The organism is Bacillus sp. FSL R10-2201 (assembly GCF_038008665.1).
In the GTDB taxonomy this organism is placed as follows: Bacteria; Bacillota; Bacilli; order Bacillales; family Bacillaceae_G; genus Bacillus_A; species Bacillus_A mycoides.
Window position 1 is genome coordinate 4807269 of sequence record NZ_JBBOZP010000001.1, and the last position, 22861, is coordinate 4830129.

The 22861-nt window shown below is 35.2% G+C and carries 25 protein-coding genes, 1 pseudogene, 1 riboswitch and 1 other annotated feature; of the genes and pseudogenes, 12 read left to right on the top strand and 14 right to left on the bottom strand.

The window, feature by feature from the left end:
* Positions 1 to 4: 4 nt before the first annotated feature.
* Both NSQ69_RS25070 and NSQ69_RS25075 read right to left on the bottom strand, forming a co-directional pair.
* On the bottom strand, positions 5 to 844 hold the full coding sequence (locus NSQ69_RS25070) for an aldo/keto reductase (protein ID WP_002068247.1): 840 nt from the start codon (positions 842 to 844) through the stop codon (positions 5 to 7).
* Positions 845 to 860: 16 nt separating this feature from the next.
* On the bottom strand, positions 861 to 2024 hold the full coding sequence (locus NSQ69_RS25075) for an MFS transporter (protein WP_341099891.1): 1164 nt from the start codon (positions 2022 to 2024) through the stop codon (positions 861 to 863).
* Positions 2025 to 2418: 394 nt separating this feature from the next.
* Here NSQ69_RS25075 and NSQ69_RS25080 point away from each other — a divergent pair, with 394 nt between their 5' ends.
* The 3 genes from NSQ69_RS25080 to NSQ69_RS25090 all read left to right on the top strand — a co-directional run bounded on the left by NSQ69_RS25080 (position 2419) and on the right by NSQ69_RS25090 (position 4860).
* Positions 2419 to 2766: a winged helix-turn-helix transcriptional regulator gene (locus NSQ69_RS25080; RefSeq protein WP_000760478.1), complete on the top strand. Its 348-nt coding sequence runs from the start codon at positions 2419 to 2421 to the stop codon at positions 2764 to 2766.
* A gap of 430 nt (positions 2767 to 3196) precedes the next feature.
* Complete coding sequence (locus tag NSQ69_RS25085; protein WP_002016003.1) at positions 3197 to 3637, top strand: DUF1641 domain-containing protein; 441 nt, start codon at positions 3197 to 3199, stop codon at positions 3635 to 3637.
* 44 nt (positions 3638 to 3681) lie between these two features.
* Entirely contained in the window at positions 3682 to 4860 is a 1179-nt protein-coding gene (locus tag NSQ69_RS25090; protein WP_002016002.1) for an NAD(P)/FAD-dependent oxidoreductase, read from the top strand.
* A 264-nt stretch (positions 4861 to 5124) separates the two neighbouring features.
* Here NSQ69_RS25090 and tyrS read toward each other — a convergent pair whose 3' ends face one another.
* The 5 genes from tyrS to NSQ69_RS25115 all read right to left on the bottom strand — a co-directional run bounded on the left by tyrS (position 5125) and on the right by NSQ69_RS25115 (position 11275).
* Positions 5125 to 6387 (bottom strand): tyrosine--tRNA ligase, encoded by a 1263-nt coding sequence (tyrS, locus tag NSQ69_RS25095; RefSeq protein ID WP_002129849.1) that lies wholly within the window; start codon positions 6385 to 6387, stop codon positions 5125 to 5127.
* 57 nt (positions 6388 to 6444) lie between these two features.
* Positions 6445 to 6661 (bottom strand) — a binding site (T-box leader).
* 107 nt (positions 6662 to 6768) lie between these two features.
* Positions 6769 to 7686, bottom strand: coding sequence for a UDP-N-acetylmuramate dehydrogenase (gene murB / locus NSQ69_RS25100; RefSeq protein WP_061673699.1), 918 nt, complete (start codon positions 7684 to 7686; stop codon positions 6769 to 6771).
* 386 nt (positions 7687 to 8072) lie between these two features.
* The gene (locus NSQ69_RS25105; protein ID WP_000573650.1) at positions 8073 to 8468 is read right to left on the bottom strand and encodes an SET domain-containing protein; all 396 of its coding nucleotides are present in this window, start codon (positions 8466 to 8468) and stop codon (positions 8073 to 8075) included.
* A 211-nt stretch (positions 8469 to 8679) separates the two neighbouring features.
* On the bottom strand, positions 8680 to 10182 hold the full coding sequence (locus tag NSQ69_RS25110; protein ID WP_002143703.1) for a DUF4077 domain-containing protein: 1503 nt from the start codon (positions 10180 to 10182) through the stop codon (positions 8680 to 8682).
* Between the two features lie 34 nt (positions 10183 to 10216).
* Positions 10217 to 11275, bottom strand: coding sequence for an endonuclease/exonuclease/phosphatase family protein (locus NSQ69_RS25115; RefSeq protein ID WP_002167413.1), 1059 nt, complete (start codon positions 11273 to 11275; stop codon positions 10217 to 10219).
* A gap of 220 nt (positions 11276 to 11495) precedes the next feature.
* Positions 11496 to 11555, top strand: a riboswitch (Fluoride riboswitch).
* Positions 11556 to 11609: 54 nt separating this feature from the next.
* Here NSQ69_RS25115 and crcB (NSQ69_RS25120) point away from each other — a divergent pair.
* Positions 11610 to 12014: a fluoride efflux transporter CrcB gene (crcB, locus tag NSQ69_RS25120; RefSeq protein WP_002143706.1), complete on the top strand. Its 405-nt coding sequence runs from the start codon at positions 11610 to 11612 to the stop codon at positions 12012 to 12014.
* Complete coding sequence (crcB, locus tag NSQ69_RS25125; RefSeq protein ID WP_002167412.1) at positions 12011 to 12367, top strand: fluoride efflux transporter CrcB; 357 nt, start codon at positions 12011 to 12013, stop codon at positions 12365 to 12367. The genes crcB (NSQ69_RS25120) and crcB (NSQ69_RS25125) overlap by 4 nt, the downstream gene beginning before the upstream one ends.
* 195 nt (positions 12368 to 12562) lie before the next feature.
* Here crcB (NSQ69_RS25125) and NSQ69_RS25130 read toward each other — a convergent pair whose 3' ends face one another.
* The 4 genes from NSQ69_RS25130 to psiE all read right to left on the bottom strand — a co-directional run bounded on the left by NSQ69_RS25130 (position 12563) and on the right by psiE (position 14413).
* Positions 12563 to 12742 carry a DUF3947 family protein gene (locus NSQ69_RS25130; protein WP_087946181.1) on the bottom strand — a complete coding sequence of 60 codons (180 nt, stop codon included), beginning with the start codon at positions 12740 to 12742 and terminating at the stop codon, positions 12563 to 12565.
* Between the two features lie 257 nt (positions 12743 to 12999).
* Positions 13000 to 13209 (bottom strand): DUF3955 domain-containing protein, encoded by a 210-nt coding sequence (locus NSQ69_RS25135; RefSeq protein WP_002129860.1) that lies wholly within the window; start codon positions 13207 to 13209, stop codon positions 13000 to 13002.
* 140 nt (positions 13210 to 13349) lie between these two features.
* Positions 13350 to 13871, bottom strand: a complete 522-nt coding sequence (gene speG, locus NSQ69_RS25140) for a spermidine N1-acetyltransferase (RefSeq protein WP_002112781.1) — start codon at positions 13869 to 13871, stop codon at positions 13350 to 13352.
* Between the two features lie 137 nt (positions 13872 to 14008).
* Complete coding sequence (gene psiE, locus NSQ69_RS25145) at positions 14009 to 14413, bottom strand: phosphate-starvation-inducible protein PsiE (RefSeq protein WP_002129862.1); 405 nt, start codon at positions 14411 to 14413, stop codon at positions 14009 to 14011.
* A gap of 116 nt (positions 14414 to 14529) precedes the next feature.
* Between psiE and NSQ69_RS25150 the strand changes: the two are divergent.
* The 3 genes and pseudogenes from NSQ69_RS25150 to NSQ69_RS25160 form a co-directional block, all read left to right on the top strand.
* Positions 14530 to 14716, top strand: a pseudogene (locus NSQ69_RS25150) (nitroreductase family protein); the annotation flags it as partial.
* Positions 14717 to 14850: 134 nt separating this feature from the next.
* Positions 14851 to 15090: a DUF896 domain-containing protein gene (locus NSQ69_RS25155; RefSeq protein WP_002129863.1), complete on the top strand. Its 240-nt coding sequence runs from the start codon at positions 14851 to 14853 to the stop codon at positions 15088 to 15090.
* Between the two features lie 282 nt (positions 15091 to 15372).
* Positions 15373 to 15930 (top strand): cysteine hydrolase family protein, encoded by a 558-nt coding sequence (locus tag NSQ69_RS25160; protein WP_033707919.1) that lies wholly within the window; start codon positions 15373 to 15375, stop codon positions 15928 to 15930.
* A 40-nt stretch (positions 15931 to 15970) separates the two neighbouring features.
* On the opposite strand, the gene NSQ69_RS25165 is transcribed toward NSQ69_RS25160, so the two are convergent.
* Entirely contained in the window at positions 15971 to 16405 is a 435-nt protein-coding gene (locus tag NSQ69_RS25165) for an Lrp/AsnC family transcriptional regulator (RefSeq protein ID WP_002099310.1), read from the bottom strand.
* Between the two features lie 429 nt (positions 16406 to 16834).
* Here NSQ69_RS25165 and NSQ69_RS25170 point away from each other — a divergent pair, with 429 nt between their 5' ends.
* Positions 16835 to 17800: a DUF4822 domain-containing protein gene (locus tag NSQ69_RS25170; RefSeq protein WP_050001471.1), complete on the top strand. Its 966-nt coding sequence runs from the start codon at positions 16835 to 16837 to the stop codon at positions 17798 to 17800.
* A gap of 269 nt (positions 17801 to 18069) precedes the next feature.
* Here the strand turns inward: NSQ69_RS25170 and NSQ69_RS25175 are convergent, their stop codons facing one another.
* On the bottom strand, positions 18070 to 18501 hold the full coding sequence (locus NSQ69_RS25175; RefSeq protein ID WP_002016035.1) for an Lrp/AsnC family transcriptional regulator: 432 nt from the start codon (positions 18499 to 18501) through the stop codon (positions 18070 to 18072).
* 167 nt (positions 18502 to 18668) lie between these two features.
* Here NSQ69_RS25175 and NSQ69_RS25180 point away from each other — a divergent pair, with 167 nt between their 5' ends.
* From NSQ69_RS25180 to NSQ69_RS25190, 3 genes are all read left to right on the top strand, one after another.
* Entirely contained in the window at positions 18669 to 19250 is a 582-nt protein-coding gene (locus NSQ69_RS25180) for a beta-class carbonic anhydrase (RefSeq protein ID WP_002129867.1), read from the top strand.
* A 31-nt stretch (positions 19251 to 19281) separates the two neighbouring features.
* Positions 19282 to 19731, top strand: a complete 450-nt coding sequence (gene cynS, locus NSQ69_RS25185; RefSeq protein ID WP_001081567.1) for a cyanase — start codon at positions 19282 to 19284, stop codon at positions 19729 to 19731.
* A 127-nt stretch (positions 19732 to 19858) separates the two neighbouring features.
* On the top strand, positions 19859 to 21139 hold the full coding sequence (locus tag NSQ69_RS25190) for a purine/pyrimidine permease (protein WP_078177986.1): 1281 nt from the start codon (positions 19859 to 19861) through the stop codon (positions 21137 to 21139).
* A gap of 51 nt (positions 21140 to 21190) precedes the next feature.
* Here NSQ69_RS25190 and alo read toward each other — a convergent pair whose 3' ends face one another.
* Positions 21191 to 22729, bottom strand: a complete 1539-nt coding sequence (gene alo / locus NSQ69_RS25195) for an anthrolysin O/cereolysin O family cholesterol-dependent cytolysin Alo (RefSeq protein WP_002167407.1) — start codon at positions 22727 to 22729, stop codon at positions 21191 to 21193.
* Between the last annotated feature and the right edge of the window lie 132 nt (positions 22730 to 22861).

The following is a 22861-nucleotide window of genomic DNA, read 5'->3' on the forward strand; positions in this document are numbered from 1 at the left end:
TCTATTAGAAATCAAAGTTATCAGGATCTGGACCAACGCGGTGGTTCTGATTTAAAGCATCAATCTTTTCCATATCTTCTTTTGTTAATTCGAAGTCGAATATATTAGCATTCGCAATAATACGCTGTTCTTTCGTTGATTTCGGAATCGTTACAACTTCATTTTGAAGATCCCAACGTAAAATGATTTGCGCTGTTGTTTTACCGTACTTATCAGCAACTTCTTGTAAAGTTTCATTATCTAATAATTGCCCTTGCATAAGTGGTGACCATGCTTCCATTTGGATTCCTTGTTCTTTACAGAAAGCTTGTAGTTCTTTCTGCGTTAAACGCGGGTGATACTCTACTTGGTTAATCATCGGCTTAATTTCCGCACCTTCCAGTACGTCTTTCAGATGATGGATTTGGAAGTTACTTACGCCAATTGCACGCACGCGTTCTTCTTTATAAAGTGTTTCTAACGCTCTCCACGAATCTTTATATTTCCCTTCAACAGGCCAATGGACAAGATATAAATCTAAATAATCTAGTTCTAATTTTTTTAAGCTCTCTTCGTATGCAGCAAGTGTCGTTTCATATCCTTGATCTGCGTTCCACACTTTTGAAGTAATGAATAAATCTTCTCGAGAAATTCCTGCTTCTTTTATACCAGCGCGAATGCCTTCTCCAACTGCTTTTTCATTTCCATAAATCGCAGCTGTATCAATGCTACGGTATCCTTCTTTAATGGCTACTTTCACAGCCTCTACAAGTTCCGGTCCATCTTCTACTTTAAATACACCTAAACCGAACCAAGGCATTTCCACACCGTTATGCAATGTTGTTTTACTTTGTAAATTTTTCATTATATTTTTCTCTCCTTTATTTTGCTTGATCTCTTTTTTCTAAGTTCATACTCCAAGCTGTTAAAATAACAGCGCCTACTACCATAATGCCGCCTACCCAAGCTGTATGAATTAATCCTAACGAGTTCGTTACAGTACCGCCCAAATAAGCCCCAAGAGCAATTCCTGCGTTAAATGCTGCAATATTCATTGCTGATGCGATATCAACGGCACTCGGCACGAAACGCTCAGCCAATATAACGACATACACTTGTAGTCCTGGAACATTCATAAACGCGAATAGCCCCATAAAAATAATTGTGATAAGCCCCGCCACTTGAAACGGCGCTGTAAATGTTAGTACGAATAATACAATTGCTTGAATAAAGAACATGTAAAATAGTGCACGAATTGGATTATGATTCGATAATTTTCCGCCGACCATATTCCCAATCGCAATTGCAATCCCGTACACTAACAAAATGATTGTAACGGTACTCGATTTAAATCCTGTTACTTCTTGTAATAGCGGAGATAAATACGTAAATGTTACGAATGTTCCTCCATATCCTAATGCAGTAATGACGAAAACAAGTAAGAGTCTTCCGTTCGTGATAAGTTTGAATTGATCACGAAATGATACTCGTGTACCCTTTTTTAAGTTAGACGGAATTAACATGCTGTTTGCGACTAAGGCAACAATTCCAATGACCACAATCACCATAAAAGATGCTCTCCAGCCAAATTGTTGACCAATAAACGTTCCAATTGGTACACCTGTAATCGTCGCAACAGTTAAACCAGTAAACATAAATGCAATTGCACTTGCACGTTTATTCTCTGGTACAAGCGCAGCCGCAATTGTGGATCCTATCGACATAAAAACGCCGTGTGCAAACGCAGATACAACCCTCGCCATAAGCAACACAGTAAAACTTGTTGCCACTGCCGCAATTCCATTACCAATAATGAAAATAATCATAATCCACATTAATAATGTCTTTCGCGACATACTAGCTGTTAATGACGTTAATACTGGGGCACCAAACGCTACCCCTAATGCATATAAAGAAACGGTTAAACCCGCTGTTGTAACAGAAACATGTAAATCCTCTGAAATAGATGGTAATAAACCGACACTAATAAATTCGGTTGTACCAATTCCAAATGCACTAATTGCTAGCGCTAATAAAGCAAACATACTTCTTCGATTCGTCTGTACCGCTGAAGAAGATACTGTATATGAATTCAATTGAACTCCTCCTTAATGCGAGAAATCCAATCATAATAGTGTGATAAAAAGGCCTTTTTATCTTCTACAAAAATAATGTTACTGCTGATATATGCTATTATGAATGGCTTCACTCTTTTTTTGAAGAACGCACTTTAAAGTACGATAGGTACCAAAAAGTAACATAGGCACTTTTTAGTACCGTACTACTCATTTCCCTCTTACGTATGCTATTATGGAACATATTCAACATAATAAAAAGTACGTACTTTAAAGTGCTATAGGTACTTTTTAGTAACATTTAAATTATTTGGCTTCTTTTGTTGGAGAACTGAAATCTACATTCATCAAAGGAGATTTTTATATGAAGAAATATAATATTCCCGTTGAAGCGACTTTAGAGGTTATCGGCGGAAAATGGAAAGTCGTTATTCTTTGCCACTTAACGAAAGGTACAAAGAGAACGAGTGAATTAAAACGTCTCATGCCTGGTATTACACAAAAGATGTTAACACAGCAATTACGCGAATTAGAAGAAGACGGAGTTATTCAAAGAAAGGTATACAATCAAGTACCACCGAAAGTAGAATATTCTCTTACAGACTACGGTTGGTCTTTAGAATCCATTCTTGATTCTCTTTGTACTTGGGGCGAATGCCACCTTGAAAAAAGCGGTAACACATCAATGCTAATTACAGAAGGTGAACAATAAAAAAAGGAAAAAATGAACATAAATTTGTCCATTTCCTCCTTTTTTTCTTTATATATATGTACATTTTTAAGATAGATAAAATAATTTATGCGCTTTCATGCCTTGTCAGTACTAGGTTACAGAATCAATATCAAATAATTAGGAATCATTTTTATGTTAACATACGTGTATATAGTATATAATATAGGATATATATTATATACACTTTCCGATAAGGGAACTTTCCATTATGCGGACAAGCCATGTATCGGACAGTTCATAAATAATAGGTAGGACATTATGGTTTTGGATTTATGATTTCAGCTTACTTGCTGTCATAAATTTAAAGGCATTTTATTGTGCTTTGTGAAACTTTGTATAAAGTTTCGCAAGTGTTTACTATCTTATCTATCAAAAATAAGAGTATTGCTATCGTAAAGGAGAATTGGAGATGCCAGAAACTATGACTCAAACAAAGCCAGAACAAGAAACTGTACAAATTTCTGCTAGCCAAGGACAACTTGATGTACTTGATCAGTTGTTAAAACCTGAGGTACAAGAATCATTAACAACACTAGTAGAACAGCTTCCAAAATTAACTGAGCTTGTTAACATTTTAACTAAGTCTTATGACTTCGCTCAAACTGTTGCTACTGATGAAGTATTAAAAAGCGACACTGTTAGTGCAATCACAGAGCTTGTAGAACCTGTAAAGGATACAGTGAAAAGCATGGCTGCAACTGCTATCGAAGCGAAAGATCGTGCTGATGAAAGCAACGAAGTTATCGGCCTGTTCGGTCTATTAAAATTACTAAAAGACCCACAAGCACAAAAAATGTTCCGCTTTGTGAACGCATACCTTCAAATTAGTGCAGAACGTAACAATAAATAATTTAACTTATAACAACAATTAGTAAAGACGGGGGATATCATACTATGTCAAAACAAATTGTCATCTTAGGCGCTGGTTATGGCGGTCTTCTTGCCGCTTTAAACGTACGTAAATATTACAGCAAATCAGAAGCACAAGTTACAGTGATTAACCAATACCCAACGCACCAAATCATCACTGAACTACACCGCCTTGCAGCTGGTAACGTTGCTGAGCAAGCAATTGCAATGCCACTTACAAAGCTTTTCAAAGGTAAAGACATCGATCTTAAAATTGCAACAGTTGAGTCATTCTCAGTTGATAGCAAAGAAATCAAACTAGCTGGTGGCACTACGCTATCTTACGATGCACTTGTAGTTGCTTTAGGAAGTAAAACTGCTTACTTCGGTATTCCAGGACTAGAAGAAAACAGCATGGTATTAAAATCTGCTGCTGATGCAAACAAAATCTACAAACACGTTGAAGACCGTATTCGTGAATACGCTAAAACGAAAAACGAAGCTGATGCTACAATCGTAATCGGTGGTGGCGGATTAACTGGCGTTGAGCTAGTTGGTGAGCTTGCTGACATTATGCCTAAACTTGCAAAAAGCCACGGCGTAAATCCAAAAGAAGTTAAACTTCTTCTTGTTGAAGCAGGTCCAAAAATCCTTCCAGTATTACCAGACCACTTAATCGAACGTGCAACTGCTAGCTTAGAAGCACGCGGTGTTACATTCTTAACAGGTCTTCCTGTAACAAACGTTGCTGGTAATGAAATCGACTTAAAAGACGGTCAAAAAATCGTTGCTAACACATTCGTTTGGACAGGCGGCGTACAAGGTAATCCATTAATTGGTGAATCAGGTCTTGAAGTAAACCGCGGTCGTGCAACTGTTGATGCACATCTACAATCTACTTCTCACAAAGACGTATTCGTTGCTGGAGACAGCGCTGTTGTCTTCTCTCCAGACGGTCGTCCATACCCACCAACTGCACAAATCGCTTGGCAAATGGGTGAGTTAATTGGATACAACTTATACGCAGCACTAGAAGGCAAAGCATTCGAAGAGTTCGCACCTATCAACTCTGGAACACTTGCTAGTCTAGGACGTAAAGATGCTGTTGCTACAATCGGAGCAAGCAATACTCCGCTTAAAGGTTTACCAGCATCATTAATGAAAGAAGCAAGTAACGTTCGTTACTTATCACACATTAAAGGTCTATTCAGCTTAGCATACTAATCTGAATATAAGCCCGAATCATGCCCTGCATGGTTCGGGCTATTTTTATCCCGCTATTTGCGGGCTGATAATCAGTGGGGATGTACAAAACCCCCCACTGATTAAAGTTTCACTTTATCCGTAATTTTCTCTAACTTATTTATTCGACAAAAGAATAATATAACCTCTTTAATTATCAAAATATACTGACTTTTTTATGTCGAAATTGTGTATATGAAAAGAGCGGAAGTAGATATCTTCCCTACTTCCGCTCTTTCACAAGAACTATTCTCCTAATTCCACTAAGCTGTAGTTCTTCTTCCCTTTACGAATAATGATGAATCGTCCATCAAATGAATTTTCTACAGTAACATCTGTACCCACATCCGTTACTTTTTCACCATTCATAGATATAGCCCCATTATTAATATCTTCACGCGCTTGACGTCTAGAAGGTTCAATTCCTAAATCAACTAGCCACTCTACGATATTTTTCGTCTCTTTTGAAGATTGGAATGTCGGCATCTCTTTAAAGCCTTGTTCAATTTCATCAGCTGTTAACGACTTAATATCTCCGCTAAATAACGCTGCTGTAATTTTCACTGCCTGTAAAAATGCTTCTTCTCCATGAACGAATTTCGTCATTTCTTCCGCTAATACTTTTTGTGCTTCACGTTTATGAGGCTCTGTTTCTACCTTCGCTGCTAATTCATCAATTCGCTCTTTCGTTAAGAACGTAAAGTATTTCAAGTATTTAATTACATCACGGTCATCTGTATTCACCCAGAACTGGTAAAATTCAAACGGTGTTGTTTTTTCCGGATCAAGCCAAATAGCACCACCTGCTGATTTACCAAACTTCGTACCATCTGATTTTAATAATAATGGAATCGTTAATCCGAATACTTTCGCTTCATGACCTTCTAACTTACGAATTAAATCTAAACCACTCGTAATATTTCCCCATTGATCACTACCACCAATTTGCAATTGAACATCTTCTTTTGTGTATAAATGATGAAAATCCATCGCTTGCAAGATTTGGTACGTGAATTCTGTGAAAGAAATCCCTGTATCTAAACGACTTGCGACAATATCTTTCGCTAACATGCTATTTATGCTAAAGTTTTTTCCGTAATCACGTAAAAACTCGATAATGTTTATTTTATGTGTCCAGTCATAGTTATTTACCATCTTCACTTCGCTATTCCCGCCAAAGTCAAATAGCTTTTTCATTTGCGCTGTTAACGCATCTACATTATGCTGCACCACTTCTAAAGTTTGCAGTTGACGCTCTGATTGACGTCCACTTGGATCACCAATTGTTCCTGTTGCCCCGCCAATTAAAATAACCGGATGATGACCAGCTAATTGGAATCTCTTCATCATCATAAACGGAATCAAATGTCCGATATGCATACTATCACCAGTCGGATCAACTCCGCAGTATAGTGAAATCTTTTTCTCTTCTACTAACTTACGTAAACCTTCTTCATCTGTCTGCTGATTCACAGCACCGCGCCATTCTAATTCATCAATAATATTCATCTTTTGTCATCCCCTTTATTTTTTTGAAAACAAAAAAGCCCCTATGTCTACAATAGACATAGGGACGATTATTCACCGTGTTACCACCCAGTTTGCATAAATAGCATAGCTATTCATACCACTCTTAGCAATAATATCGATTGCTAGTCCGCTTAGCGTTACCTAAGATACTCCAGAGTGTAATTCACAAGTTTGTTTGTGCTAGGTTCCAGCAATCCCTAGCTCTCTTTGATAACAGTGACAAACTGCTACTGGGCTCTTTCAACGTATATTTTATTTGTTAAATTATTAGCCATTATATTGAATCCAAATCAAATTGTCAACAATAACCAAATGTTATTTCGAAATAATTCATACTTTTATACGTTTTTTATTCAAAGATTACTGTAGATTTTCTCCAATAATCCTTACTTCTCTCTCTAATTTCACACCGAATTTTTCTTCAACAGTTGTTTGTACGAAATGAATTAAATCGATATAATCTTGTGCAGTTCCGTTATCAACATTCACCATAAATCCAGCGTGTTTTAAAGAAACTTCAACTCCGCCAATTCGCTTACCTTGCAGTCCTGATTCTTGAATAAGCTTACCCGCAAAATTATTTGGTGGACGCTTAAATACACTGCCACATGAAGGATACTCTAAAGGTTGTTTTGATTCACGCTTATACGTTAAATCATCCATCTTTTCCTTAATCTCTTCACGCACACCTTCTTCAAGTTCAAACCTCGCTTCAAGAATAATGTAATGATTGTTCGCAAATACACTCTTACGATATCCAAATTCAAATGCATCTTTCGTTAAAGTACGTAGCTCTCCATCACCTGTCATTACGACAGCTTCTGTTAGCACATATGCAACCTCACCGCCATATGCACCAGCATTCATATATAACGCTCCGCCAACTGAACCTGGTATACCACAAGCAAACTCAAGTCCTGTTAAACAGTGATCTAATGCAATTCGTGACACATCAATAATTGCTGCACCACACCCCGCAACAATCGCTGTCCCTGTTACAGTAACATTTGTAATATGAATTAAACTTACTGTAATCCCGCGCAGACCACCGTCTTTAATAATAACATTAGAGCCGTTTCCTAAAAACGTAACTGGAATATTGTATTGATTCGCATACTTTATAACTTCTTGAATTTCATCATAATTCGTAGGAGAAACGAACACATCCGCTTTCCCGCCCACTTTAATATGCGTATGATTCTTTAACATTTCATCTTGCTTCACATGACCTTCAGGCAATACTGTACTTAAATATTTATAAACCTCGTGCATATTCATTTTACGATTCCTCTATTTCTATAATCTTTTTATCCCGCTATATACGGGTCCATAATATCCCCACATAAAAATGCATTACAAAACAACAGCTAACGTGGTGAATACAGTGCACATAAAGCACACCTATAAACCTCTTAAATTATAAGAGGTTCCACTCATATTAAAATATATATCGCATAATAAAGCAACCCAAATGGGCTACTAAACTTGACATGTAACCATATAGACAACAATTTGTAAAATATATAGGTTTTTCAAAGTAATACCCTTCAATATCTTACTATACCATACGAAAGAAAAGTGGTATTTTTTTGTAATCTTTACTTTATTTTCATCAATAAAAAAGAGCACATCCCACAGAATGTGCCCTTTCTATACTTTTTAACTTATTTTTCGTTCTCTTCTTTTTCCTTATCAAACCATAATAGCTCATCGTCATCAACTTCACCATTATAATTGATTAGAATCTCTTCTCCCGCTTTTATATCTTTGTAAGCAAAGAAGTTAAACGTATGATTCTCGAAGACAATATCATACGTTGCATTCGGATTATATGCATGATTAAATAACATGCCGTATCCTAACAGGAATGCCGTATGATTTACCCCATACTCAAATGCGTAGTCAGCAAGTAACGTTTTCTCAATGTGTTCATGCTGTTCATTCGGATAAGAGATAACTGGTGCTGAGTGAATCAACTCACCCTTTTTAATATCACGAGTTGCAAATACCCCTCTATTAAATTCTCCATCACTAAGTTCAGAAGTCTTAACTTCGATCATATGCGTCACCTATATAATTCTTTCTTTGAAGTATTTTATTCCGCTATTTGCGGGATTCAACTAATAATCAGTAGCGTATAGCCCCACTAATTAAAGTCTCAGTTTATCTCCTTAAGCTTGGCAGAAAACGCGCAGAAAAGCAATTAAATTACTATCAAGTATTCATTTAAATGAAAAAAGAGCACACATGGTGTACCCTTTTTAAGAGATATTACTTTTCTAAAATATCTTCTAGCAACTTCACTTGCTCGCTAACAGTATGTAACGTCTTCACCGATGTATCATTTCGATGCTTTTCTTCTTCAACACTCGCTAACACTTCTTCCGTAGCTGCAGAAGTTTGTTGAATTACGTTAGAAGCATGTGTAACGTCCTTTACGATATTCGTCGTTTTAGCTTGGAAACTTTCTTGATGACCAACAATCTCCCTCATTACATCATTAATCGCATCAATAAACTTCCCTAAATCCGTTACATTCGTCAAAACACTTGCTAACATTTCGTTACATTCTTCTTGTACTCTTTCTGACTTCTCTACCTGCACTTCTACTTTACTTGCTTGATTACTAAACTCCTTCAAAATCCCTTGAATTCTCCCCGCAGAACGATTCGATTCTTCAGCAAGCTTTAATACTTCATTCGCTACAATAGCAAAACCTTTTCCATGCTCGCCTGCCCTTGCAGCCTCAATATTTGCATTTAAAGCTAACAAACTCGTCTGACTTGAAATATTCGTGATTACATCTACAATTTCATTAATTTGTTTCGATTGTGTCATCAATTCTCTAAATATAGTTCCTGATTGTGAAACAACATCATTTAAACTTCTCATGTTAGCTTCAAAATTTCTTAAAGTACTTACACTACCCTTTGAAATTTCTAAGCTTTCATCAACACGAATCGAAGCATTTCTTACTTGAGAGATGATTTGTTCAATATTTCCCTCCATATCATTCAATACTTCTACTGAACGAGACATCATCTCTGATTGCGATTGGGTTCCCACTGCTACTTCTTCAAAAGCAAAGTTAATTTCACTCATTGACTCCATCGATGTATTCATATTTTGTCTTAAATGATTGAAATTACTATCTAGTTTCACAACTGTTCTCTCAATAAGCCTTTGCGTTTCTTCTAACTCCTGAGCTTTCTTCATCACCGCTTGCTTCTCATCACTTAAACGAGCCAACAGATTAGAACCAATCTTCGTTACACCCCACATTGCAATCGTTACAATCGCTAACAAGCTTGCGAAATTTGCAGCTTCAGATGACGCTGTATACGCAAAAAATTGATTTGGCCAATAACTACAAAGTATAAATGTAACAACAACTGCTACCCCGCCAAGAATTAAAATAAGACGTTCACTCAAATAAATAAGTGAAACCGCTAATGTAAAATAGACCATTTGAAATACAGCTGGGCTTTCATTAAATGCTTGTACCATAATGAAAGACATAATAAGTAGCATACATGTCATGATGTATTTATACATTGCTTCCATACTTTCTATAAAAGTAAGCAGCGTTCCAAATACTACGATAGAAATACCACACATCCAAAATGCTATTGCTCTCTCTGTAAAAATATATCCGTAATACCCAATCGCGATTATCCCAAGGAAGAAACTACACATCGTGATAAATAGCAATAAATGATTTTTCTGTGATTCTTTCTCAAGGTTAGAAAAACAAGTTCTCTTTAACCACTCCATATATGAAGCCCCACCTTCTACTCATACGTATCGATTACTTCAGCTTGAATACCGCACTCACTGGGTTATGATCGCTATTTTCAAACTTCAAATCTTTCCCTTGTACATTTACAATTTCAACATTCGGTGAAACGATAAAGCCATCAATAATCGTGACGAAATTTTCACCTTCCACATATTTCTTCACATCATCTCTCACAGTCATAACAGACGGATCTACAGCCCACTTAAAGCCACCATCAGTAAAGTCCTTTGGTAACTCTACTAACCACTCAGGACGCTCTTTCACGAACTTTGGATCACTTAACTGAGCGTTAGAAATTAATTGATTCCAGTCTCCGCCCATTATTACATAATCACCATTTTTATAATGCTTGTTCATATATTCTTTTAAATACTCCACTTGCTGCTTTCTAATTTTTCCGCCTTCATCATAAGCAGACAAATGTAAATTTACGAGTCTAACAAATTTCCCATTATTAACAGGAATTTTATGTTCAACAATCGCTCGGTCTAAATCAAATAAACGCTTTGGCCACGGCTCCATTCCAGGAAGCTGAAATCTCTTCGCTGTTTGAACCGTATATTTAGAAAATGTACTTAATCCAGCTTCAGCATATCCCATTGGACTTGTGATTGGTACAGGAACCCATTTTGTATCATAGTTCTTTCCGAACGAAGAAGTATAATCAGGCAGTCCTTTTTTCAAAAATTCATGCCCATTTACATCAAATGATCGCATTGATTTTATATCTACTTCTTGTAATAGCGCAAAATCACTATTCTCATTTTGTAAAAACGAAAGCATATTCTTTAAGTTAGTTTCCGTTTGTTCTTTACTACTTGAACCAGACCCTTTTCCCCCATCCATAAAGAAGTCTTGATCCTTATCTAGTCCAGCATATCCAATATTAAATGTTGTAACTTTAAATTCATTTTCATGCGCAATTACGCGCTCCTTATTGTTTTCCACCTTCAAGCTTATAACATCAGCCGGCTGTTCTTTTGTAAGTGTCATATAAGCTAAAAAACCACCTACAACTCCCACACCTACTAAAATACATATAAGTACTATTTTTAATAACTTTTTCAAACAAACGACTCCTTTTCTAAAACATACGATTTTACTTTTCTTTATTTTCAGTTAAATAAAAAAAATGACAGACATACGAAATATTTTATCACACTGAAAACCTTATATCACTATATTTAGTTTATAAGTAAGGATTCCTTATCTTAAACTATTATATAAATACAAAATGCACCAACTTCTCCACTGGAAATTAAACGCAATGTTTAGTACACTATATGTAATAATCATAGGCGATGGAGTTCGCCATAACCGCTGCTTAGCTAATGACTCCTACCAGTATAACTACTGGTAGGAGTCTATTTTTTTGAGCAAGCTATTTAAAGAGGTGAGGAATTTGATTTATATTATCGTCGGTATAGCCGGTATATTAGGAGCCCTTTCTCGTTATTATTTAGGTCTTACTATTCATACATTTTGGCATCATTCTTTTCCATTAGCTACATTACTCATTAACTTAGCCGGCTGCTTCTTATTAGCATGGCTAACTACGTATATCGCCCGGCTAAACATCTTACCTTCAGAGGTTATCACAGGCATCGGGACTGGATTCATCGGTTCCTTTACGACGTTTTCAACATTTAGTGTAGAAACTGTGCAATTAATCAATCATTCTGAATGGAGCACGGCTTTCTTATATGTATCATGTAGCATACTTGGCGGTCTCATTATGTCTGGACTTGGCTATACACTAGGTGATTTCTTAATTAAGAAATCACTTACGGAAGGTGATCACTTATGATGGAAGCTTTATTAGTGGCAACTGGAGGGTTTTTCGGTGCGATTACACGATTTGCAATTAGCAATTGGTTTAAAAAAAGAAATAAAACACCCTTTCCAATTGCTACATTCCTTATTAATATAACAGGAGCATTTTTACTCGGGTATATAATTGGCAACGGAGTCTCTACAGGATGGCAATTATTATTAGGAACTGGATTTATGGGCGCATTCACCACATTTTCGACACTTAAATTAGAGTCCATTCAGCTTCTCAATCGCAAAAAAATTTACACATTCCTTTTATATTTAAGTACTACTTACATAATTGGTATCCTATTTGCATTCCTTGGAATGAAGCTCGGTGGAATATAAAAAAGCGACTCTATTGAGTCGCTTTCTTTCATAAGAAGTATGTCCCGCCATATGGAATGGAAAATAAAGTGAAACTTTAATCAGTGGGGGTTTTGTTCTTACCCACTGATTATTAGCCTTCACCAATCGGGCGTTTACGGGCAGTTGATCTCCCACCTAACTTCTTTGCTCCTGCCGAATTTTGAGGTGGGAGTTTTACTGCCCGTTAATGCGGGATAAACCAGCTGGATACACATCATAATGTATACTTTGCACAGGAAGCTGTGCATACGACATATACTGGCTCTGCATCATTTGTGCTACTTGTGCTTGTTGTTGCATTTGAATGGCCTGATGCACTGCCTGAATTGTCATCTGTGCCCCGGCCACTGTAATCGCTGCTCCTACTTGTCTTCCAGTGCAAAAATAAAGCGCTAAAAAATGGAATTCCTGTGATCCAAATGAACAGTACTAAAGGCTTATATAGTCCCTTCAAATTTTCTGAAACTAACAATACCGCTCTTCCCGTTTCTGGCCCAATATATATGCAGAACAATAAACCAAAACATCCGCAAAGAATGATAATTAACTTTAACCATAATGACAATTCGTTTTGTTTCACAAAAATCCACTCCTAAACTAACAGCATTTATCTATTGCTGTTTTTTCAACTTTGAAGTGATAAATCCAACTAGCAACACACCAATACCACTAAAGAACAATAGGTAGCTTACTGGTACTAGGAAAAAGAAAGGTTCTACAAGAAGCCCATTATCCGCCACTTTACTAGTTGTACCGTGCATTAATAAACAGGTAACTCCTAACGATATTAGTACGATAGCTAATAAAAATTTATTTTTCATAATATATTCTCCTTTAATTTCACAATTACTTTTGCTAACCTCATAATAAGTCCCGACGAATTTCAAGTCAACAATTATTTATCGTTTTACGATAAATAATTGTTGACTTGAATAATAAAAAGACTATAGACAATCATTGTCTATAGCCTCTTCACTCTAAAATATTCTTTTTGGAACATACACATTCTTATCGCATTATGGTAGTTGCCATCAACGAAAAACTCATCTTGCAACTCACCTTCTACTATAAATCCGACCTTTTTATAAACGTGTACAGCTTTTTCATTCTCTTTATCGACAACTAAATATATTTTATGCATATTTAATACGGAAAAAGCGTAATCCATCGCTAAACGCGTTGCATCAGCTGCATAACCGTAACCTTGGTAACTCGGATCAATAATAATTTGGAATTCAGTTCTACGGTGAATATAATCGATTTCTACTAATTCGACTAATCCCACCATCTCATTATCTTTCTCAACGATAAATCGGCGCTCACTTTGATCATGTATATGTTTATCGTATAAATCCTGCAGCTCCACAAATGCTTCATAAGGCTCTTCAAACCAATACGACATAATATGCGCGTTATTATTAAGTTCGTGTACAAACTTTAAGTCTTCCCGTTCTAAAGGACGTAATTTCAATTCCTGACTCATTTCTATAACCTCCAAGTAAAATAACCTCTTCACTTAATTTCTCAATTTTTTTCGATTTCAAACGCCCTAATTACATTGTAAACCTTCAAGTAACTTGAAGGTCAAGGTACAAAAAGTAGTGCAAACTTATGTCTGCACTACTCTTTTCTCAAATCTCTCATATTCGATATGTATAAAGCAATAACTAAAACAAGAATGGATCCCGCATATAATAACGTCTCCATTGGTTCCTCATGAGACACAATAATTAAACGAATTAACGCCGTAATTCCGATATAAATAAAATAACGTAACGGAAAATGATAATTCGACTTAAAATACTTAATAATTAATGCGATGAACTCGAAGTATAGGAAATAGACGATGATACTCTCAACTAATTTATAAGATGTATACTTCTTCGCTGAAAATATGTATTGAATAAAAGTAATTGTTTCGTTAATTAAAAAAATCGATAAAACAATGGATAATATGATTAATGCTATATTTAATATCCACTGTAAAACGCTAGCTATATAATGATCGATATTAAATGACTTCATTTTCTCTTTTAGCTCCCCTTCGTGTAAGTACTTATTCATTATAGCAAAATTATACTTACAGAAATGTTAAATCATATATGATCGTCCTCTTTCACGATTACTTCACCATTCGGATATTTATGCTTGCTGCAAAAGCGAGAGGATACGATACAGTCCCAATGCTTGGCTATAACGTTGAAGAATTCCGCAAAGCATTTAATAACTGACGTCTTAATGATTGCATTAGGCAAAGCAAAAGAGCCAGGATTCCCATCAGTTCGATTAACTGTAGATGAAGTAACGTCTTGGAATGGCGAGTTTTAATCACCGTGTTTATCGTACTTTTGGAATGAAAGTACGATAAACACTATTAACGAAACTATGATGGTAGCAACCATAATCATAATGCAAAACTACAATCTAATCGAATAATACAAAAAAGAAAGGCGGAGAAAACAATGCTTGAAGTTTTAAATCGAATTAATGAATTAGCTAAAAAGCAAAAAGAAGAAGGTTTAACAAAAACAGAATTAAATGAGCGCACAGAATTACGCGAGAAGTATCTTCAAATTATTCGCGGTCAAATCAACACCACTGTTACAGGATTAAAAATATTAGATCCTTTAGGAAATGACGTGACTCCTGAAAAATTAAAAGAGCAACAAAAGCTATCACTAAACACAGATAACAACGCATGAAAATACCCAGCTCCTTTGTTACTTAATGATTCATCTAATAGTACGTTTGCTTAGATGCATCATTAAGTTAATATCTACTTCCCCATCCACTTTCTGTTTCTAAATCAAAAAACCACAAACAAATTGTCCCCATCTTTTCTTTGCATCCTTTAGCTTTTTCACAATGAAACCATATACGTCAAAATCTTTTCATGACGTTATTACTTCCACATAGTTGCAATTTATATAATAACGGTACAGTACAAATAACTTGCTGTATAAATAATTGTGGGGGGATTAATGATGAACGAAGCGTTACTATTAGTCGACATACAAAATGATTACTTTGAAGGCGGCAATATGGAATTACATCAACCTGAAAAAGCCGCACAAAAAGCGAAAGAAGTCTTGAAAGTATTTCGTGAAAAACATAAAACAGTTATTCACGTACAACATATTGCGAACAATGAAGGAGCTACTTTCTTCTTACCTGAAACAGTAGGTGTTCAAATTCATGATGATGTACAGCCAATTGCTAACGAAAGAGTCATACAAAAACATCACCCTAACAGTTTTTTAAGAACCAATTTATTTGAAACATTAAAGAAAGAAAAAATAGATCAACTAGTCATTTGCGGTATGATGACTCATGTATGTATTGATGCAACAGTACGTGCTGCCAGTGATTTAGGATTTCAATGTGTTGTAATTGAAGATGCTTGTACAACAAGAGATTTAGAATTTCAAGGAAATCTGATCCCCGCAGTACACGCTCATCAATCGTTCATGAGTTCGTTAGAGTTTGGTGATATTTATGCGAAAATCATGTCGGCAAACTGTTTTATAAACAAGAGCAAATAAAGAATTACAGTTCCATATAAAAAAAGAAAGAATAAATCTCTTATTCTTTCTTTTTTTCGATTGTCTTAATGACAGTATTTATACGATAATCACCATAATGTAAAACATCTGCAAGAGTCTCTTCTAATTGCTGGTGCGAAGATGTGTGAAGAATCATGATATAACACCCATCGCCACTTATACGATACATTTCAGTAATTAAGTCCGTTTTTTCAAAAAAAGTTTGAATTTGATTATGATAATGTGGTGCATGCAGAAATAGTGTAACAAACGTCATAATAGACCCTTCTAACTTAGCCCTGTCGATATCTATCGTATATTTTTGAATGACACCCGCCTCTTCTAATTTATTAATTCGTTTCCCAACAGCCTGGCCAGTCAAATGTACTATCTCTCCAATTTCCTTCCAGTTCATTCTAGCGTTTTCTTGTAGTAACTTTATAATTTTAAAATCTGTTGAATCAAACATGGACATCCCCTTCCTATAGGAATCACCTTCTATAAGATCATCATTTCCCCTACAATTCATCTTAAAAACTTTTACAATACACTCGATTAACTCTATTAAGAATTACATTACTGTTAACAGCTTTCCTTCTTCCTTTACTATGTATTTTTCGATTACTCGTAGGTATCAGAAAAAAATTGATAAGCGTTCGAAAGGGCCATCCAGTAAGCCAGCGATTATTTTTTATAAATATGAAAATTTTTTAGGAATTAGTTTATCTTTTTTTAATGATTTATTTAGAGGGAGTTTATACTCGGGGATTAACATGATAAACGTAGTAACTAAGTTCGTTGCTCCCACCTGAATCTTTTCATATAACAAAAATTTAAAAGGACGAACTGCTACTATAATCGCAAACCGTACTAACTAAAATCATACAATAAGGAGACGATAAAAATGAATAAAAAAACAAAAGTACTATCATCCATACTGCTAGGATTCACATTAGCATTAACAGGTTGCGCTGGCACGAAAGCTGAAGAAAATCATAGTAAACAAAAACAAGAACAAGCTGCGAAAGATACTAAAAAGGAAAATAAGTTAACTAAAGGGAAAAAAATGGCTAATATTCTTAGCGAGACAAATTGGCAAGGTACAAGAGTGTATGACAAAGATAAAAATGACTTAACGAAAGAAAATGCAAACTTCATTGGTCTTGCAAAATATGATGCGAAGTCAGGAAGATATGAATTTTTTGATGCTAAGACTGGTGCAAGCCGTGGCGATAAAGGAACTTTCTTTGTCACAAATGATGGGAAGAAAAGAATATTAATTTCAGAATCAATGAAGTATCAAGCTGTTGTTGACATGACAAAGCTAAATAAAAATGTATTTACCTATAAAAGAATGGGGAAAGATGCTAACGGTAAAGATGTAGAAGTTTTCGTTGAACATGTTCCATATAAAGAAAAAGAGCTTTCTTTCACGGATCCGGATAAGCAGCTAAACTCTACTACAGGTGATATCGTTAAAAACGTGGATGGAGATAAAATTTTAGGCGGAACCCTTTGGCATGGAACAAAGGTATTAGATGAAGCCGGTAATGATGTAACGCAGTTTAATTCGAATTTTATAAGTCTAGCAAAATTTGATGACAAGTCTAATAAATACGAGTTCTTCAATAGCGAAACAGGTCAAAGCCGCGGTGATTATGGCTACTTCGATGTTGTACATGAAAATAAAATAAGAGCTCATGTTTCAATTGGAAATAATAAATATGGTGCGGCTCTTGAACTTACTGAACTGAATAATAAGAAATTTACGTATAAAAGAACTGGTAAAGACCAAGCGGGTAAAGACATAACTATATTCGTTGAACATGAGCCTTATAAAGGTGATATAAAACCACAATTTAGCTTTTAAAAACGTTTGATTACAAATCCTGTACTGAGCTGCAGGATTTTTTTAAAGAAAAATCATTTATGATTCCCTTGAAAAAAATTGTCTTATATCCCCCTCAACAATTCAGCACGATTATTGAATATAATATCTCTCATTTTTTTAACAGCTTTAAAAAGCCTTACTACACATAAATTGTAGTAAGGCTCCGACTATTTAAGATAAAAATTTTATTATCTCTATACAAATAAGGTTTAGCAAATAATGTTACTATAACCTCAAAAAAAGAAATCTTATTTTAACTTTCCTATTGATAAGTTAACACGATAATTCCCATACTTTAATAGTCGCCCCAGAAAGTTATCCAATTCTTCATTAGAAGCAAAATGTGTTTTTAATAAATAACATCCCTCACCACTTATACGGTCTACTTCAGAAATCCCTTCTTCTTTTTGAAAGAAATTCATAAACTCTTGATGATTAGCTGTTGTTACGAATAAAGTAACAAATGCAGTCACTACTTGTCCTAATTTGATTCGGTTTATTGCGATTGTATATTGTTCAATAATCCCTAAATCCTCTAATCTTCGAATTCGATTTCCTACAGCCTGCCCTGTCATATGTATTTTTTGACCAAGTTCTTTCCATTGTATTCTTGAGTTTTCTCCTAATAATTTCAGTATCTCAAAATCTGTTTGATCAATGATATAAACCAATCCTTTCATCGTGAAAGTAGAAAGCCAGAAAGTGTTTCGCCAACTTATTCTGCTTGTCGATACAATTCACTATACTTAGTTTATCCTCTTACATCACATTGTTTATCAGTTATATTTACTTATAACACAGAGGACGCAACAAAAAAATACATCTAGATTTAAAGGAGGTTACAAATATGTTATTACAAGAGATTTTATCGTTCAATGAACAATTTGTAGAAAATAAAGAATACGCTCCTCGTGAAGCGACAAAACTGCCTAAAAAACGTATGGTTGTTGTTTCTTGCATGGACGCTCGTTTAATTGAGCTACTTCCAAAAGCTTTAGATATACACGATGGTGATGCAAAAGTTATCAGAAATGCAGGTGGTAAAATTGCTTCTGCTTTCGATAGTGTTATGCAAAGTGTTGTCGCATCAGTATATGATCTAAATGCAGATGAAATCTTCCTTATCGGACACCAAAGATGTGGTGCGAGCCAAACTAATCCAAAAGGAACACTTCAAAAAATATTAGATCGTGGAGTAGCTTCACCAGAAATTTTATCAGCGATTGAATATGCTGGTGTTGACCTTGAAAAATGGTTATTTGGATTCGATGATGTCAACGGTTCAACTCAAGCTAATGTTGATTTAGTAAGAAATCATCCACTTATTCCAAAAGATGTTCCTGTACATGGTTTAGTTATTGATCCTCACACAGGTAAATTAGATTTAATAGTTGATGGATATAAAGCATTAAATGGTATGAAAAATTAATTATTACTTAAATGAAGGGAAGTTATTAGATATGAATAGACAAGAAGCTACGCAAAAAATTATGGAAGCAAAAATTGCAAAAGGTTTAACATGGGAAGAAATTTCAAAAGTAAGTGAAAACTCTGAGACTTGGGTTGTAACAGCGTTATTAGGACAAGCTACAATGACACGTCCAGAAGCAGAAAAAATCGGTAAACTATTAGAATTAGATGAAGAAGTAGTTCAAGCATTAACAGTAGTTCCACTTAGAGGTCAAGTAATGCAAATGCCTCCTACTGACCCAATCTTATATCGATTATATGAAATGATGTTACAATACGCACCAACTCTTAGAGAATTAATTCTAGAAAAAGCTGGCGAAGGTGTAATGAGTGCAATTAACTTCAATCTAGGTGTGGACACACAAGAAGATCCAAAAGGTGGCGACCCTCGTATCGTGATTACACTTAACGGGAAATTCTTACCGTTCCGTACATGGTAATTAATTAAAAATCTATCTATATAATTAAAGTAATTTTATAGATTTACAAAATCCATCCTTTTTAATCTAGCTGTGTAGAAAGGATGGATTTTTACTATGAGATTCTTTTTATACAAGGGAGAATAATATGAATAAAAAATACGTCGATACGAGCTTTAGTATTCTACAGTGGTTTGTGTTTTTATTAGCAAATGCAATTGCATTGCCTATCATTATTGGTGGCATATTCCATTTATCAATAGAAGATATCTCAACATTAATGCAACGAACTTTTTTAGTTGTAGGAGTAAGTTCATTTATACAAGCATGGTTTGGGCATCGATATCCCATAGCGGATGGGCCAGCCGGTTCATGGGTAAGTATATTTGTCATATTGGGACAAGTCGCTATGCATCAGGGACAAAGTGCAAAGGATGTATTACAACTTTTAGAAGGCGGATTAATTATTGCAGGTATATTACTCTTCACGCTTGGTATAACAGGGCTTGTACATCGAACCTTGCGTTTATTTACCCCTTTAGTTACAGGAACTTTTCTTTTAATATTATCTCTTCAGCTTAGTGGTGTGTTACTAAAAGGAATGATGGGATTACAAGGAGCTGTAACTCATCCTGATTATACAACGGCTACTATTGCGCTCTTTGTTTTTGCGCTTATTACTTTCTTATCAATTAAAGGGAAAGGATGGATGAAAAGTTACGCTGTGTTACTTGGAATTTCATGTGGTTGGCTTTTGTATGCTGTATTAGGAAAATCATCTCATCTGCCTTCACACACACCGTTAGTTAAGTTACCAGAGATATTCGCTTGGGGCATGCCTAGGTTCGATATTGGAATGGCTCTAACTGCAACTTTATTTACATTTCTTTTAGTTGCAAATACAATCGCTGCTATTTCGGCTGTAAAACAAGTGGCTCCGTTATCTAAAGAAAATGAAAAGCAAATACTGAACCGCGGCGTGTGGGCCGGAGGTATATCGCATATTATCTCGTCGTTGTTTTCTACAATTGGAATTGTACCATTACCTGCATCAGCAGGATTTATTCAACTAACAGGACAAAGAAAAGTGAAGTCGTTCCTTATAGCAAGTCTTATATTAGCAGGAATTTCTTTTATTCCTTCAATTGTAAACTTTATATCCTTACTACCAGGTCCTATTGCTAATGCCGCACTTTTAGCAACATTTGTCCAAGTAATAGGCATTTCATTTCAATCCATTTTACGTGAAGAATTAAATCAACGCCGATTAACAATATTAGGAATTTCATTATTAATCAGTTTGGGAATAATGTTTCTTCCAGAAAGTGCATTTAGCGGAATTCCTTCTTCCTTACAATATGTTTTAAGTAATGGATTACTTGTGGGTACCATGCTTGTCATTCTATTGGAACAGTTTTGGAAAGAGTAAAATTTGTGACTAAGTAAAAAAGCGCCCTGCTTACAGGGCGCCTTTTTATACCTAATGACTAATACTAGCAGTTGGGTATAATGTTGTTCCTCCAATTGAAACTTTTATTTCATTTGTTAATGGAACATTTTGTTCATTAATAATTGTTCTCCACCATTCCCATGCAAGACCAGTACATTCTCTTGCTACGATTTTTATATTTTTTGAATTTGGTGGAAGAGGGATAACTGTAGAGTAATGAGCCGTTTTGTCTTTGCCGCTACCATCCCATGTTTTATGTGTTAGTACTTCTTTACCATTTTGATCAAATGTGAATTCATCCCAAGATACATCAAATTGCGCAACGTAAGCACCGTAATGATCCAGTGTCATTTTAGCACTTGAATATTCTGTAGTTGTCGTCTCGATATAATCTGTATTGTTATGAACAGCAGCAGTTGCATTATCTTTTAAAAAAGTACTTGTATATGAAATTGGGTATGCTGGATTTTTAAGACTTAATTCAGCATTATCTTTAATGATATTTCGGATTTCATTGAAATCTTTAGTAACAACCTTGTTATGCTCTTTCGCATCTCCGCCTAATACTACAGCAGTAAAGGTACTTTCTTCAAAAATATCTTTGTACTGTCCATTCGTTTCGACGCTGTTATTCTTAAGTAAGGCTTTAAAAGCAGCTTGTACATCTTTGCTCTTAGATGTTGTTTCTAATTTTACATAAACAGTTCTACCATAAGCTACATTTGAGACCATAACAGGTGGAGCCGAATTACTTACACCTTTACGAGTTAACTCACCAAAAGTAACACTATTATCAAAAAGATCGGATGGATTGTTAGGTAGTTCAGCACTTACGGTATAAAATATTTGCTTATATGCCGCTACCATCACTTTTTTCTCTCCATTTGCAACCGCATTAAAATCAATGTTTAGACTGTTATCAAGATATTTAGCGTTAACGTTAAGGGCACTTGCGATTTGTGATTTACTATAAACCATAGATTCTGTATACTGCATTCTTGCAGGTAACGTATGTGTTTTAGAATACTTTTCATTCCAAGTAGATACTAAATCATCTACTGCTCCAGCCACATTACCATATGTCGGATTTTGGACAGTAATTGTATTTTCTTTTCTCATGCCAGGTAAGTCTATACTAATATTCAAAGGCTTTCTCTTAGCCACTAATAAACTCGGTTGATTGTCTGCAAAAGCTTTATTTGCAAGTTGTACCGCTCCTGGATACGTACGATTCACCACAGAATCAATAATCGAAATATCGACTGGTGAAGTTGTAAGTGATTTTTTCTCGCGTTCCACTACTACAAATTTACCATTTGAATTGATACTTTCTTTCGGAACAAAACTCTCTACCTTATCACCATTTACAGCTAAAACCTCTTGATTATTATATTTAAGATTTGCTATACCAGTATCAATGCCACTAGCATTTTTGGTTACATCAGTTGCATTACCTACTTGTGTTTCTGCGAAGGAAATAGATGAATAATTAATAGTGCATAGACTAACTAATAAACACGCAAGGAACTTTCTTCTTTTAGTGTTTTTCTTAATATTCAGAAAAATCACCCCGTTCTTTTTTTAGTAAGATATGATAATGATTAATAAATGATAGCTAACTAATAAACCTACATAAATGCTTTCAAAAGTTCTTGAATTAACGGGATTACGCCACCTACAAATTTCAAAACTGCCATTGCG